The 14,181-nt window shown below is 67.3% G+C and carries 14 protein-coding genes; 7 read left to right on the top strand and 7 right to left on the bottom strand.

The window, feature by feature from the left end; translation table 11 throughout:
- The 6 genes from JMF90_RS05145 to JMF90_RS05170 form a co-directional block, all read right to left on the bottom strand.
- On the bottom strand, positions 1–593 hold a 593-nt coding region (locus JMF90_RS05145), incomplete at its 3' end, for a lytic transglycosylase domain-containing protein (protein WP_201324976.1).
- A complete protein-coding gene (sctR, locus tag JMF90_RS05150) occupies positions 593–1,267 on the bottom strand; it encodes a type III secretion system export apparatus subunit SctR (protein WP_006480865.1) in 675 nt (224 codons plus the stop codon). The genes JMF90_RS05145 and sctR, both read right to left, overlap by 1 nt.
- 3 nt (positions 1,268–1,270) lie before the next feature.
- Positions 1,271–2,425 carry a type III secretion system cytoplasmic ring protein SctQ gene (sctQ, locus tag JMF90_RS05155; protein WP_011547307.1) on the bottom strand — a complete coding sequence of 385 codons (1,155 nt, stop codon included), beginning with the start codon at positions 2,423–2,425 and terminating at the stop codon, positions 1,271–1,273.
- A 382-nt stretch (positions 2,426–2,807) separates the two neighbouring features.
- The gene (locus JMF90_RS05160) at positions 2,808–3,206 is read right to left on the bottom strand and encodes a winged helix-turn-helix domain-containing protein (protein WP_011547308.1); all 399 of its coding nucleotides are present in this window, start codon (positions 3,204–3,206) and stop codon (positions 2,808–2,810) included.
- 449 nt (positions 3,207–3,655) lie between these two features.
- On the bottom strand, positions 3,656–5,866 hold the full coding sequence (locus tag JMF90_RS05165) for a xanthine dehydrogenase family protein molybdopterin-binding subunit (protein WP_011547309.1): 2,211 nt from the start codon (positions 5,864–5,866) through the stop codon (positions 3,656–3,658).
- A 2-nt stretch (positions 5,867–5,868) separates the two neighbouring features.
- Complete coding sequence (locus JMF90_RS05170; RefSeq protein ID WP_006480868.1) at positions 5,869–6,330, bottom strand: (2Fe-2S)-binding protein; 462 nt, start codon at positions 6,328–6,330, stop codon at positions 5,869–5,871.
- Positions 6,331–6,511: 181 nt separating this feature from the next.
- On the opposite strand from JMF90_RS05170, the gene JMF90_RS05175 reads away from it, so the two are divergent.
- Positions 6,512–7,435, top strand: coding sequence for an AraC family transcriptional regulator (locus tag JMF90_RS05175; protein WP_006480869.1), 924 nt, complete (start codon positions 6,512–6,514; stop codon positions 7,433–7,435).
- Positions 7,436–7,659: 224 nt separating this feature from the next.
- On the opposite strand, the gene JMF90_RS39995 is transcribed toward JMF90_RS05175, so the two are convergent.
- The gene (locus JMF90_RS39995; RefSeq protein ID WP_226134186.1) at positions 7,660–7,884 is read right to left on the bottom strand and encodes a hypothetical protein; all 225 of its coding nucleotides are present in this window, start codon (positions 7,882–7,884) and stop codon (positions 7,660–7,662) included.
- Between the two features lie 1,844 nt (positions 7,885–9,728).
- Between JMF90_RS39995 and JMF90_RS05185 the strand changes: the two genes are divergently transcribed.
- The 6 genes from JMF90_RS05185 to JMF90_RS05210 form a co-directional block, all read left to right on the top strand.
- The gene (locus tag JMF90_RS05185; protein ID WP_011547313.1) at positions 9,729–10,052 is read left to right on the top strand and encodes a hypothetical protein; all 324 of its coding nucleotides are present in this window, start codon (positions 9,729–9,731) and stop codon (positions 10,050–10,052) included.
- A gap of 111 nt (positions 10,053–10,163) precedes the next feature.
- A complete protein-coding gene (locus JMF90_RS05190) occupies positions 10,164–10,754 on the top strand; it encodes a hypothetical protein (protein WP_011547314.1) in 591 nt (196 codons plus the stop codon).
- A 79-nt stretch (positions 10,755–10,833) separates the two neighbouring features.
- Positions 10,834–11,115 (top strand): hypothetical protein, encoded by a 282-nt coding sequence (locus JMF90_RS05195; RefSeq protein WP_011547315.1) that lies wholly within the window; start codon positions 10,834–10,836, stop codon positions 11,113–11,115.
- Between the two features lie 44 nt (positions 11,116–11,159).
- A complete protein-coding gene (locus JMF90_RS05200; protein ID WP_011547316.1) occupies positions 11,160–12,818 on the top strand; it encodes a hypothetical protein in 1,659 nt (552 codons plus the stop codon).
- Positions 12,819–12,973: 155 nt separating this feature from the next.
- Positions 12,974–13,558, top strand: a complete 585-nt coding sequence (locus JMF90_RS05205) for a hypothetical protein (RefSeq protein WP_011547317.1) — start codon at positions 12,974–12,976, stop codon at positions 13,556–13,558.
- 111 nt (positions 13,559–13,669) lie between these two features.
- Positions 13,670–14,181, top strand: a 512-nt coding sequence (locus JMF90_RS05210) for a VpsR-related response regulator (RefSeq protein WP_374104234.1), incomplete at its 3' end; no start/stop codon positions are given.

The following is a 14,181-nucleotide window of genomic DNA, read 5'->3' on the forward strand; positions in this document are numbered from 1 at the left end:
CTCACGACGGGAATCGGTTCGACGCCGCCTTCGCGCGCATTGCGCTGCGCGCTCGCGACGACGCGGCTCACGTAGCCGCTCGAAAAACCGGTCGTGAAATTGCCGCTGTAGTAGCACGACAGCGCCGCGCGCAACGCGGCCTGCGTGGCGCGGCCGGTGCCCGACGAGCGCGCGAAGCATTCGGTCAGGATCGCGCCGCCGGCCTGCAGGTTGCGGCACGGCTCGAACATCGTCGCTTCGTCGAGCCCGTATTTCGCGAAATTGCGTTCGTTGACCTGCGCGAGGCCGACGCTGTAGCTGAAGCCGCGCGACGACAGTTCGCGCGCGGTCGCGCGCGCCTCGTCGAGCGAGGCTGGCTGGCGAGTCAGGTGTCCGCCGACTACGCCGATCGCATACGGATTGAAGCCCGACTCGGTGCGCACGAGCGCGGCAAGCGTATCGGGGTCGACGTTCGGCGCGCACGCGCGAGCGAGTTGCGCGAAACCGGCGGCGCTGCCGGCCGCATGCGCGACGCCGTGCTGGCCGCACGCGAGCACGAGCGCGACGAGCGCGGCAACGCACGCGGCGGCGGTTCGCAGGGCGCGTGCGCGCATCATCCGGCTCCGGCGACCCGATACGACAGCACGAGCCCGTGCACGAGCAGCGACCAGCCGTCGAGCGCGACGAACAGCAGCAGCTTGAACGGCACCGAGATCGTCGTCGGCGAGATCATCTGCATCCCGAGCGCCAGCAGGATGTTCGCGACCAGCAGGTCGACGACGATGAACACGATGTAGATCACGAAGCCGATCTGGAACGCCTTCGTCAGCTCGGCGAGCGTGAAGCTCGGCACCAGCACGAGCAGGTCGTCGTCCTTGATGCCGTCCGCGCGGTTCTTCGGCCAGACCGACGTCGCGGTGCGCACGAAGAATTCGCGGTCGCGCTGGCGCGTATGCGACACGAGGAAATCCTTGATCGGCGGCAGCGCCGCGTCGGCGAGCGCGCCGATGTCCGAGGTCGACAACTGCCCCGACGCATCGAAGTGGCGCGCCTGCAGCGCGTCGCGGATCGACATCCCGACAGGCGCCATGATGAACAGCGACAGGATCAGCGCGATGCCGTTCAGCACGAGGTTCGGCGGTACCTGCTGGATGCCGAGCGCGGAGCGCAGCAGGCCGAGCACGACCACGAGTTTCGTGTAGCTCGTCACCATCAGCGCCGCGAACGGCGCGATGCCGAGCGCGGCGATCACCGCGATCAGCGCGACCGGATTCGGCAGGTTGCCCATCGTTCAGCGCTCGCGCGGCGCGGGTTGCGTCAGCGTGACGACGCGCACGCCGAGTTTCTGGCCGACCGCGATCAGGTGGCCGGTGCCGATCAGCATCCCGTTCGCGACGAGATGGATCACGCTCTGGTTGATTCCCTGTTGCAGCTCGATCACGGCGCCCGGCTGCAGCGCGCTCAGCTCGCCCAACGGCATCGACGTGGGCGGCAGCTCGAAGCGCAGGTCGACCGCGAGGCCGTCGAGCGAGCGCGGTACGTCGGCGGGCGGCGCGTCGTGCGTCGTCGGCGGCGCGGAGTCGGTGCGGGTCGGTTCCAATGGCATCTCCCTGATTCGTTCGACGGTCAGCCGGTTGCCCGACGGCCGCCCGGTGATCTCCCATGCCGGCGCGGCCGGCAGCCGCGCGACGCACAGCAGGTTCTGCTCGTGCGCCTGCCAGCGCTCGATCGCGATGATGTCGCCGCCGACCACGTCGGCCAGCTCGGCCGTCGTCAGCTCGGTGCGGCCGATCTCGAACACGAGCGGCACCGGCAGGTTCGCATAGGCCGCGCGCGCGTCGGCGAGCGCGGCCGGCGCGGCCGCGAAGAACACGGCCAGCGCATCCGGCGCGTCGAACAGCAGTGCGCCGTGGCAGCGCCACGTGGCGTCGGCGCGCCGCAACTCGAACCGCAGCGCGGCAGGCGACGCATGCCAGGCCGGCACGCCGTCGGGCGGCGGCAGCAGTTCGACGCGCTGCCGCGTCGCGGCCTGCAGCACGGCCGTGAGCGGCGCGCACAGATCGGCGAGCAGCGCCGCGCGGATCACGGCGGGCACCGCCGGGTCGGCCGCATCGGCCAGCCATTCGGCTTCCGCGAGCGGGTCGATCCACAGCGTGCCGGCGGCCGGGCCGACGACGAAGCGGTATGCGTGCGCATCGGTGGCCGGCTCGGCGTCGACGCGCCAGCGCACCTCGTACGCATGCTCGCCGAGCGTGACCGGGACGGCGCCGGTTGCGCCGTACGCATGCGACAGCCCGCGCGCGGCGGCGGCGGACAGGCGCGGCAGGTAGGGCGACGCGTCGAGCGCGACCGCGGCCGGCGCGGCGGCGGGCGGCGGGGAAGCAGCGGGCAGGGCCCGGTTCGCGGCGTCGCCGGCGTCGGCATTCGTCAGGAACAGCGCAGGCACGGCGGGATCGGGGCGGATTCGGCGTTGGTTCGACGGGTTGTTCTGGGGCCGGCGGCGCCGAGAGGCGCGCGGCTGCTGCGTCGATTGTAGGGACGGCGCTGGCCGCGTGCCGCGCCGGAATCCGTAGTCGCGGCCATCGCGCGGAGGCGGCGGGAGCGGGGTGCTACGAAGCGTGACGAAGTGCGGCGGAGCGGGCGGTGCGACGGCCGGCGGTCAAAAGCAACCGCCGCCCGGAGGCGGCGGTTGGGGCGTGACTGGCTAACAGGCCGGGCGGCGTGCAGGCCGCATCCGGCTGGCAGGCCGCGAGGGGCTGCGAATCCGCGCAGCACGGTGGGACAAGCGTGGCCCGCGCGCCGCGAACGGGCGGCGCGCGGGCGAAGCGTTACGCGTAGTCGGCGGCCATCGCGGCTTGGGGCGCCGCGCGCAGCACCGGCGCCGCGTCGTGGCGCTCGACGTGCGTCATCGCCGCACCGAACAGCACCAGCCGATAGCCGACCGCGTAGATCGGGATGATCCGCAGGTTCTTGTCGTGTTCGAGTTGCAGCTTCGAACGGATTCGCGAGATATGGGTGTCGAGCGTGCGTGACGACACGCCGAGCTCACGGCCCCACACGGCTTCCTGGATTGCCTGCCGCGGCACGATCTTGTTCATGTTGTCGAGCAGGAATTCGACGACGTCGAATTCGCGCGGCGTAACGTCAACGACCTTGTTGTCGATTTCGATCGTGCGGCGCACGAAGTTGATTTTTATGTTGTCGATGTACAGGTATTTGCAATCCATGGTGGCCCTCGCATGTCCATAAAGGAGTGTTTGCGGGGTCCTGTGCTGCAACTTCCGGGCCAGGGGACGGTTGTCAGGGGGTAATAGCGTGCGGGAAGGCCGCGAACGGCGGAGCAGCCTTGAATTTAAAAAGAATTTTTAACGCGCAACGCCGGGGGCGTGATGAAAGGGCCATACCAATGGTGAAGGATTGTTACGTAGCATCGGGCGGGGACGTTACGGGCGTTACGTCTGACGTAACGTGGGGGAGGTACGGATTTCGGGGGCGGGCCGGATGAGGCTTCGGCTGGGATAACGAACCCTACATCGAACCCTACCGGGCTTGCCGGGTTTTCTTTTTGAATCAAATGGTTGGCGAAGATTTTTGCCGACATCGAACCCTACATGGGCAGCCGAAAAAAACGCCGGCCACAGGGCACCCCTCGCCCCGCAGCCGGCGTCCCATCACATCAAGCCTTCGCGCTATCCGCCGAATCGAACGGCAGCACGTAATGCCGCTTGCCCGTCGCCGCGAAGATCGCGTTCGCCACGGCCGGCCCGACCGGCGCGACGCCCGGCTCGCCGACCCCGGTCGGCGCCTCGGCCGACGGCACGATATGCACCTCGACCTTCGGCATCTCGGCCATCCGCAGCACGTGGTAGCCGTCGAAGTTGCGCTGCTCTACCTGGCCGTCCTTCAGCGTGATCGCGCTGTGCATCGCCGCGCCGAGCCCGAAGCCGATGCCGCCTTCCATCTGCGCGGCGACGATGTCGGGATTGATCGCGATCCCGCAGTCGACCGCGCACACCACGCGCTCGACCTTCACCTTGCCGTCCGCGTCGACCGAGACCTCGGCCACCTGCGCGACGTAGCTCTTGAACGCCTCGGCCACCGCGATCCCGCGCCCGCGGCCCTTCGGCAGCGGCTTGGCCGGGTCCCAGCCGGCCTTCTGCGCGGCCAGCTCCAGCACCGCGCGCATGCGCGGCTCCTTCGCGAGCAGGTCGCGGCGGAACGCATACGGGTCCTTGCCGGCCGCGTGCGCGGCTTCGTCGATGAACGCCTCGACCGCGTAGGCCGTGTGCGAGCTGCCGACCACGCGCCACCACAGCACCGGCAGGCCGACCTGGGTGGTGGTGAGCTCGACCGACACGTTCGGCACCGCGTACGGCAGGTTCGCCGCGCCCTCGACCGACGTCGCGTCGACGCCGTTCTTGACCATGAACGCCTCGAACGGCGTGCCGGCGAGGATCGACTGGCCGACGATCCGGTGGCGCCAGCCCACCAGTTTGCCGTCCGCGGTCAGGCCCGCGTCGAGCTTGTGGAAGTACATCGGCCGGTAGAAGCCGCCCTGGATGTCGTCCTCGCGGGTCCATTGCAGCTTGACGGGCTTGCCGTCCGCGCCGAGCGCCTTCGCGATCGACACGGCCTCGACCACGTAATCCGACCACGCATTCGCGCGGCGGCCGAAGCTGCCGCCCGCATACAGCGTATGGATCTTCACCTGTTCCGGCTTCAGCCCGGCCGTTTTGGCCGCGTTGCCCTGGTCGACCGTCTGGAACTGGTCGCCGGCCCAGATCTCGCAGCTGTTCGCCGTCAGCTTGACGACCGCGTCGAGCGGCTCCATCGGCGCATGCGCGAGATACGGGAATTCGTACGTCGCGCTGACCTTGCGCGCCGCGCCGGCGATCGCCGCATCGGCATCGCCGTCCTTGCGCGCGGACGTACCCGGTTTCTCGGCGAGTTGCCGGTATTCGCGCATCAGTTCGTCCGAGCCGCGCTTTTCCGCCTTCGTTTCGTCCCAGTCGATCTTCAGCGCGTCGCGGCCCTGTTTCGCGGCCCAGAAGCCCGTCGCGACGACCGCGACGCCACCCGGCACCTGCACGACCGAGACGACGCCCGGCACGGCCTTAGCGGCCGTCGCGTCGAACGATTTCACCGTCGCGCCGAAGCGCGGCGGCCGTTGCAGCAGTGCGACACGCATGCCGGGGAAGGTGGTGTCGAGCGTGAAATGCGCGGTGCCGTTCGATTTCGACGACCCGTCGACGCGCGGAATCCGGTGCCCGATCAGCTTGAAATCGGCCGGCTGCTTCAGCGTGACCTTGTCGGGTACGGGCAGCTTCGACGCATCGGCGACGAGCGTGCCGTACGCGGCCGTCTTGCCGCTCTTCGCGTGCGAGACGACGCCGTTGGCGGTGGTCAGCTCGCCGGCCGGCACCTTCCAGCGGGCCGCCGCGGCCGACACGAGCATCGCGCGCGCCTTGCCGCCCGCTTCGCGCAGTTGCTGCCACGAGTTCGACATGGCCGAGCTGCCGCCCGTGCCCTGCATCGTGCCGAACGCGAGGTTCGCATAGCGCTTCGCATCGGCCGGCGCACTTTCGACGCGCACGCTCGACCAGTCGGCGTCGAGCTCCTCGGCGACGATCGTCGCGATGCCCGTATACGCGCCCTGGCCCATTTCGACGTGCTTCGCGATCACCGTGACGGCGCCGTCGGGCGTGATGCGCAGGAATGCGTTCGGCGCGAAATCGCCGGCCGGGGCGGTCGCGGCGAGCGCGCGGCGGCCGAGGCCGGCCCAGTCGAAGCCGATGGTCAGGCTGACGGCGGCCGCGGCTCCCGCGGTTTTCAGGAAGGTGCGGCGCGACGGGCGCACCGCATCGGTGTGGTCGAGTTCGATCGTCATGGTCAGGCTCCCAGCGTCGCGGCCGCGTCGTGGATCGCGGCCCGGATGCGGGCGTAGGTCGCACAGCGGCAGAGGTTGCCGTTCATCGCGGCGTCGATGTCCGCGTCGGTCGGCTTCGGGTTCTGTTCGAGCAACGCGGTGGCCGACATGATCTGGCCGGACTGGCAATAGCCGCATTGCGGCACCTGCAGCTTGACCCACGCGGCCTGCACGGCCTGGGCGGGCTTGCTCTGCAGGCCTTCGATCGTCGTGACGTGCTTGCCCGCGATGCCGGCGAGCGGCAGCACGCACGAGCGGACGGCCTGGCCTTCGAGATGCACCGTGCACGCGCCGCACTGCGCCATGCCGCAGCCGAATTTCGTGCCGGTCAGTCCCGCGTGTTCGCGAATCGCCCAGAGGACGGGCATCGACGGATCGGCGTCGAGCGTGACGTTCTTGCCGTTCAGGACAAACGAGGTAGGCATGTTGTGTGTCTCCGTGGGGAAAACCCGCCATACGGGCAGGTTAGCCGGGAGTGTGCGCGAGGCATCGGTTTTTGCGTCTACCCAATCCTGCAAATTTATTGAACAATCCTGCAAATTCCCTGCACGCCGCGAGCCGTTTCGCTATGCTCGCGCGACACGGGAAATCATTCGAGGATGCGTCATGGACATGACCGATATCGTCGCGTCGCGCGAAGCCGGGCGGCGCGAACTGGCGTCGCTGATCGGCCGTTTCGCGCCCGCGGACGGCTCGCATTCGACGGCCGTGCCGGGCCTGATGCTGCATCGGCACACGCGGCCGGTCGATCTCGGCTGCGCCGTGTCGCGCGCCGCGCTGGTGATCGCCGCGCAGGGCGCGAAGCGCGTGATCGTGGCCGGCCAGGCTTATGAATACGACACCCACAATTGCCTGATTACGTCGATCGACTTGCCGATCCTCTCACGCGTGACGCGTGCGTCGGCGGATGAACCGTACCTGTGCCTGTCGCTGACGCTCGATCCGCAGCGCATCGTCGAGCTGGCGGCCGAGATGCGGCTGCCCGAGCCCGATGCGGGCCCGGAAGGCGAGGGGATCGCGCTCGCGGAGCTGACGCCGCCGCTGCTCGATGCGGCGCTGCGGCTGCTGCGGCTGCTCGATACGCCGGCCGACATCGCGGTCGTCGCGCCGCTGATCGAGAAGGAAGTGCTGTACCGGCTGATGACGAGCGGCCAGGGCACGCGGCTGCGCCACATGGCGATCGCCGGCAGCCAGACGCACCGGATCGCGCGTGCGATCGAATGGATCCGCGATCACTTCGCGGAGCCGATGCGCGTCGAGTCGCTCGCGCAGGCGGTCAACATGAGCGTGTCGTCGCTGCACCATCATTTCAAGCACGTGACGACGCTGAGCCCGCTGCAGTACCAGAAGCAATTGCGGCTGCACGAGGCGCGTCGGCTGTTGCTGCGGCAGGGCGGCGACGTCGGATCGGTGGCGGCCGTCGTCGGCTACGAAAGCGCGTCGCAGTTCAGCCGCGAATACAGCCGGCTGTTCGGCGCGCCGCCGATGCGCGACGTCGTGCATCTGCGCAAGAAGGAACTGCTCGGCTGACGGCCGGTCGCTCGCCGATCGTCATTGCGCGACGACCGATCGCGTGGCGCAGGCAGTCGAACATCGACAGGCGCGGTTCGTCGAAGTGACCGCGCTCGTGGAAATCTGCATTCCTAACGAATGAGCCTTTCATGACGACGCGTACGCACACGTAGCTGCCGAGAAAGCCTGCTCCATCCGTGACCGGTGCGCGCAGACCGGCACGCGTGTCGATCGCGCCCCTGTCATTCATGGCTTTCCTCTTCGTCGAGCATCTCCAGGAACCACACGTCGATTTGCTCGACGGCGTCGCGCACGCGCTCCATCCCGCCGCACGGGTATCGCTTCGGCAGGCGCCGGTCCGCCTCTGCCGATGTCGACGAAGCGCCGCGACAGGCGCTCCGGTTTCGCTGACAACCCCGTTGATGCTTGAACGACGCAAGCGTCGATCGATCGGTGGTGATCTTCATCGCCTTTTCCCCGATACGCTGATTGACGAGCGGCCACCGCTTGTATTGCGTGTGCCGTGGCGTGCCGCTCGGTGAGAGCCGGACCTCAGGCAATCGGCATGCCATGAACGACGAAGTCCCGCTGCATGCGGGCGTGGCCACGCAATGACCGTTCGGCACGCATGTTTGTGTTTCAGGCGTGAATCGTGGGGCCAGGGACGCGCCCGTGGCGATCGCGGGATCGATACGGTTCGATACGACGAAACGAGCGATAAATCAGGCTTTTACGGGATTGGAGGCTTAAAAGCCGTTTTCAATCGGCATGTTTCAGCGATGAGAATCAAGCGGATAAGTGATCGAAAGCGTCTCTTCAATGAGTGGATCTTATGGACCCTGGGGTGAAAGGCGAAACGAATGGAAATGAAAAAATGATGCTCGTGTTTCTGTCGGGTCATGCGTTTACATTTGTTTTAATTGTTACGCCCGAAATGTGCCGGACGGCAAGATTTTTCACCGCATGATCGTGTCGGTATTTTCACGAATGAATCAAATTCGTCTCGTATTTCGGAGTGAACCCGGGTTACAGCCTTATCGGTGGCCGTGCCGCACGGAGCGTCGTGCGCCGGGAGCTCCGTTCGCCAGGGGTAACGGACGGTTGTCGGCAAGCCGCAACCTGCGGTTTGTCAGCGGAAACGTACGAGCCACCGGCCATGCGCCGAGGCGCGCTTCTCAAGTTTGAAACACCCGTTCGCTGGGGCGTCCGGCGCGCTTCGGCGCGCCGGATTCGTCCGTCAACTCACGGGATTGCGTCGCATTGTTCAATGATAACCGCCGTGTGCCCATCGTTGTCGCGATACATTCCTGAAACAAAAAATGCCGTTCCGGGCGTAATGGTCAGGCCTGGCGGCCGCATGCCGCGCGCAACGCCCGGTGGCATATCGCATGGCATGCGGTTTGCGAGATTGAACGCACCGGCGAGCGGTCGACACGATGCAACAACGATGTGGGGGCGACCAGTTCGTCACGAGCCAGTCGGGGAAGCGGCGATGAACACTATAAGCAGTGGCTTGATCCGCGCGTTTCTTGCGCATCACAGGGGTAGTCGGAATGATCGGGGTCGTGCTCGCGACGCAGTGCCAGCGTCGAGGGTCGCGCCTTGCCGATTTCCCGCCCTCCGCGCGCGCCGCGTGCTGGAGCGGTTGCCGTTCCGTGCGGCAACCGGGCGACAGCGGTGCTCGACCTCATTCAGCATTCCCGGATGGGGCAGGCTGTTCGTGCCGGACAGCATGACGCCGATTCCTCTTCAACCGTGCAGAGCCGTTTCGATCGCGCCGGGCCAGTGCCGGCGCCGGCCGGATTAGATCGAACGCGCGTCGGCCGGATTATCCGGAAGGCCTTTCTTCGATAGCTCAGGGAGCAGACATGTCGTCTGGCTGCAATGCAGGCCCGTCGTCGCCCGGCTAAAGGGCGCGTATCGAGCGGTCGCTGCATTTAGCGGTAGTCGATGCATTCGCGAATTTTCAATTCCGAAATCGGGTGCCAGTGCCGGCATCGGTTTTCGACGGGGTATTGAAATCGCGAGCCGGAAAGATGTGCGCGTCATTCCGGTGAATCTAATCGAGGTGTTTTTGATTGGAATTCAATGTTCATAAAAATAATAGAAAACACCTACTCTGAAATTTTGGACAACTTAAAAACATAAAACTAGACTTCGGCTGGACAAAAAATAAAAGAACCGATTTGCGATTAAACAATGATTTATTGATTTGATAGTGATCCTTATTTTTAAGGATTGCTCGAGGCAAGAAGGTTGATGGCGTGCGACCTTCCATGCTCATTCTCTCCACGCCGTTTTGGAGTCGACCATGAAGAAGCTTCTGATTGCAGCAGCAGTTCTGGCGGTTTCGGGTGCAGCGTTTGCCGGCAGCGGCACGGTGTCGAGCAGCAATTCGTCGAGCGGTGGCCAGACGATGGCCGGGGTCGCCGGGTTCGGCCACTTCACCGCGACCGATTCCGGCTCGGCACTCGGCGCAGCCGGCGCAACGGCCGGTGGCGGCAGCAGCGGTTCGATCTCGTACACGAACCACACGCAAACGTCGACGGTCGGCGGCTTCGGCTTCGGCGGCGCACAGGCGGGCGGCAGCAGCGGCGCGAACGCGGGCTCGACCGGCTGGACGTATCACCACTAAGCCGCGACGCGTAGCGTTCGTCATTGGCTGGCGGCACGGATGCCGGGTCTTGTCCCGCAAGGGCAGGCCCGGCTCCGCCACCGTCGAACTTCCTCACAGCAAGGAATTGCTATGAAAGCCAAAGTCATTTTAGCGACAGCGCTCACCGTCATTTCGTCCGCTGCGTTGGCGGCCGGATCGTCCACGACCAACCAGACGCAATCCGTCGCGGCGGGTGTTTCCGGTTCGGTGCTGGTCGGCTCCGGCAGCTATACCAGCAATTCGACTTCGACGGCCGGCGCGAATGCAGGCAGTGCCGTGACACCCGCCGGCTCCGCCGGCACGGCATCCGCGTATCACAACTCGACTTCGACGGCCAGCGGTTCGGGCACGAACGGGGGCGCGTTCGCGGCGGGCGGCGGTATCGGTGCCGCGGGCTCGTTTGCTGGAAACGGCAGCACGAACGAAAACGCGAATGCGCTTTCGGGAGGGGTGACCGCCACGATCGTACTCGGCGCGAACCACTACACGGCCACGGGCGCGAACGACCACGGCAATGCCAACGCGGGTGCCGTGGGATGGACGGGCAGTGGCGGGTCGGGCGCGATCACGGGCTCGAATCACTACAACTCGTCGACCGTCTGGAGTACCGGTCCGGCCGGTTCGCCGTCCGCATCGGGCGGAAGCCAGGGCGACTCGAGCGCGACCGGGAGCAGTCATTAGTCAGGTGTGGGGGGACCAGTTTCCAGTTTCCCAGCGACGCTGGTCTCTTTTCCGCATCGTTGTCACGTAAGGAGTTGGCATGAAGCAGAACCTGATTGCCGCCGCTCTGATGTTCGCGTCTCTGACGGCGTATGGCGCTGACCGTGCCGCCGATGGTGGGCAATCGACTATGCAGACGTCAAACAAACCTGACCAGACAACCAAACCGTCAGAACAACAAACGCTTTCGTCGGGCAGTGCCATCGGCGGACCGGACACCCAGCAGTGGCAGGGCATGTCGGCCGGCTCGTGGTCCCAGCTGGGCAGCGGCTGGAAGCAGTTCGGGGAAGCAGCGAAAACTGAAGGCATTCAGGGGAATTAGTACGGTTGCCTGGGTCGGAGGTCAAACCTCGTCCGGAGAGTGAAATGAACAGCAACAGGATCAAGGTGGCATGTGCGGCGATGTTCGCGATGACCACGATCGGTGCCCAGGCGCAAACCGCCGATTCGACGTCGAGCGCGCAATCGTCGACATCGTCGACGGCGATCAGTCAGGGCGGCGGCTCGAGCATGAACACGAACACCACGAGCTCGCGCGGCGGCAACGCCACGAGCAGCAGCGGGGTGCGCGGCAGCGGCAATTCGAGCGTGAACGTCAACGTGACGATGCCGTCCAGCACGGCCGGCGGCAACGTGACGCCGCAGAGCACGAACACGCTCGCGGCCGGCGCGCCAGGCTCCAGCCCGTACAACACCCAGGCGACGGAAAACGTCAATTACTCGGGGACGCAGACGATCAAGACGAACCCGTCGATCCAGGCGCCGGGCCTCACGACCACACTGTCCGATACCTGCATGGGCTCGGTGAGCGTCGGCGTGTCGTTCCCGGGGTTCGGCGCGACGGGCGGCACGACGCTGGTCGACCAGGCCTGCGTGCGGCGTCTCGATGCGCGTGAATTCCGTGCGATGGGCCTGACCGACGTGGCGCTCGCGCTGCTGTGCCAGAGCGACGCGAACCGGCGCGCGGTGGAAGCGACCGGGCACCTGTGCCCGGGTACGACCGCGCCGCTCGCGCGTTCGAACGTGGCGCCCAGCGTCGAAGCGACCGTCGCGGACGACGTGAAGTATCGCGATCCGATCGTGCGCGACCGGATGGGCCTGCCGCCGCTCGGCTCGGCCGCACCGGCGCCCGCAGCGACGCGCCCGATCGAGACGGCTTCGATGCGCGCCGCGCCCGTTTCGGTGCCGGTCCCGGTCCCGGTGCCGGCGCTCGCGCCTGTCGCCGCCGCGCCGGCCGTCGCGACGCCCGCCGTTGCCGCGGCTGCTCCGGCCGTTGCAGTGCCGACGGTTGCCGCCGCGGTTCCGGTCGCCGCGGCGCCGGCTGCTGCCGCGCCTGCTGTCGCTGCCGCACCCGCAGCCTCGGTCGTACCGGCGGCCGCAATGGCAGCCGTGCCGGCTGCAGCCGTCATCGCCGCGCCGGCCGTGGCTGACAAGGCAGCGCCGGCACCTGCCGCACCGGTCGCCGATACGAAGGCAGCGGAGCCCGTGCAGCCGGTCGTCGACAAAGCCGCCGAGCCTGCCCCGACGGTTGCCGACAAAGCTCCCGAGGCTGCTCCGGCGGTTGCCGACAAGACGCCCGAGCCTGCCCCGGCCGTCGCGGACAAGGCCCCCGAGCCTGCCCAGCCCGTCGCCGACAAGGCGCCGGAGCCGATGCCAGCCGCGACCGACACGGCCCAGGCCGTCGGCGAGCCGGTTGCCGAACCGATGCCGGCGGCAGCCGTCGTCGCGGCGCCTGCCGCCGATGCGAAGGCGGCCGAGCCGGCGCCGCAGGCGACCGCCGAAGCGCCTGCACCGGCGGCCCCGCAGCCTGCCGTCGCCGCTGCGCCTGCCGACATGCCGGCAGCGGACGCGAAAGTCCCGGACGCGGTCGAATCGGCTGGCACCGCGGCTGCACAAGCCGCCGGCATGCCTGCGCTGACCGATCCGGCGCAAGCGTTGCCGCCGGCCACGGTCGACAAGCAGGCCGCACCGGCTGCACCGGTCGCGCCGGCGCCGACCGTCATCTCGACGAGTACCTCGTCGTAGGCGTGCGGGCCGGTTTGCCGTGCGACCGGCGCGCGGGTCGCACGGCAGGCGCTCGGCCCGATGCCCGACAGTCTTTTCCGGTTTGACGGGTGTTGCTCCCATCCCCGAGGTCAACACCTCTTTTTGCGTGACGAGGATGCAAGGAGGCCTCAATCATGAGGATCTTTTTGATCGCTTTGTGGCTGGCCAGCGTGCAGGCCGCTGCGCAGTCGGTTTTCCAGAATCCCGCGGTCTTCGTCATCCTGAGCGAGCAGACCCTCGCGAATGCCGCGAGCGTCCAGCAGGCGCTGTCGACGCTCGGCCGTCCCGACAACACGGCATGCGCGCCGATGATGATGATCGGCGATCCGCAGATGATCTACATGATGCCGGAAGCGGGTCACGCGCCGTCGTGGCAATCGCCGGTGTACGGCCGCGGTGCGCCGTTCGACGCGCAGAACGGGCCGAAGTCGACCGGCAAGACGGTCGGCGCGATGCAGCACACCGAGGACATGCAGACGCAGCCGTGGAGCGACGGCAGCGCGATCACGCAGCAGATCGCGGGCGAGTCGAGCGTCACGGCGGCGGAGCGGGTGAACGAATGGCGGCACGCCGGGCTCGACCGGATCGAGACGGCCCGCGCGTCGGACGTGACGGTGAACGGCAAGACCTACCGCGCCTATCGCGACGATCTCAACGGCTCGACGAAGCCTGTCGTCGAGCCGCAGATCTACACGCAGCGCGTCGTGTTCTGCCGATGACGCGGTATCGATTCGAGGACGGAGCGGCGCCGCGCCGCGGGACCACGGGCCCCGCCGCGCACGATCGGGCAACGGCCGCTCCGATACATACCCTTATGCGGCGAGGCGATCGTGAACCATTGCTGTCAGCTGAGCATGTCGGGCCCGCGGGATGTCGAACGGCTGGTGAGCGCGCTGCCGTTCATCGCGGTCCGGCACAATCCCGTCGCGCCGTCGCGGCCGCTCGTCTACCTGTCGCAGCAACACGATGCAGCGCTCGTCGATGTGCTCGCGTCGCGCGGCTGGGACGTATGGCGCGCCAAAACCGTCGCGGACGCGCTGAATCTCGTCAAGGCGAACCGTCCGCATGCGGGCATCGTCGATTTCGGCAGCTTCGCGTCGCCGGACGTCGCGTCGTTCGAGGCGCTGCTGCGTGACCCGCGGGTCGGCTGGGTCGCGCTCGCCGACGGCGAGCGGCTGCGCAACATCACGATCGCGCGCCTGATCCGCCACTGCTGCTTCGACTACGTGCGCAATGCAGGGGCCTACACGACGATCGGCTATCTCGTCGGCCATGCGTACGGGATGCTGAAGCTCGCGGACGGCGACCCGGCCGCGGAGGCGCCGCCGCCCGGCGGCACGAT

Origin of the sequence: Burkholderia sp. E168m23 (genome assembly GCF_016586125.1) — a bacterium.
GTDB lineage: Bacteria > Pseudomonadota > Gammaproteobacteria > Burkholderiales > Burkholderiaceae > Burkholderia > Burkholderia orbicola.

What these genes read in the sequence shown, in the direction of transcription:
- sctR (WP_006480865.1), bottom strand. Translation starts at nt 1,267, where the DNA reads ATGGGCAACCTGCCGAATCCGGTCGCGCTGATCGCGGTGATCGCCGCG.
- JMF90_RS05160 (WP_011547308.1), bottom strand. Translation starts at nt 3,206, where the DNA reads ATGGATTGCAAATACCTGTACATCGACAACATAAAAATCAACTTCGTG.
- JMF90_RS05165 (WP_011547309.1), bottom strand. Translation starts at nt 5,866, where the DNA reads ATGACGATCGAACTCGACCACACCGATGCGGTGCGCCCGTCGCGCCGC.
- JMF90_RS05170 (WP_006480868.1), bottom strand. Translation starts at nt 6,330, where the DNA reads ATGCCTACCTCGTTTGTCCTGAACGGCAAGAACGTCACGCTCGACGCC.
- JMF90_RS05175 (WP_006480869.1), top strand. Translation starts at nt 6,512, where the DNA reads ATGGACATGACCGATATCGTCGCGTCGCGCGAAGCCGGGCGGCGCGAA.
- JMF90_RS39995 (WP_226134186.1), bottom strand. Translation starts at nt 7,884, where the DNA reads ATGAAGATCACCACCGATCGATCGACGCTTGCGTCGTTCAAGCATCAA.
- JMF90_RS05185 (WP_011547313.1), top strand. Translation starts at nt 9,729, where the DNA reads ATGAAGAAGCTTCTGATTGCAGCAGCAGTTCTGGCGGTTTCGGGTGCA.
- JMF90_RS05190 (WP_011547314.1), top strand. Translation starts at nt 10,164, where the DNA reads ATGAAAGCCAAAGTCATTTTAGCGACAGCGCTCACCGTCATTTCGTCC.
- JMF90_RS05195 (WP_011547315.1), top strand. Translation starts at nt 10,834, where the DNA reads ATGAAGCAGAACCTGATTGCCGCCGCTCTGATGTTCGCGTCTCTGACG.
- JMF90_RS05200 (WP_011547316.1), top strand. Translation starts at nt 11,160, where the DNA reads ATGAACAGCAACAGGATCAAGGTGGCATGTGCGGCGATGTTCGCGATG.
- JMF90_RS05205 (WP_011547317.1), top strand. Translation starts at nt 12,974, where the DNA reads ATGAGGATCTTTTTGATCGCTTTGTGGCTGGCCAGCGTGCAGGCCGCT.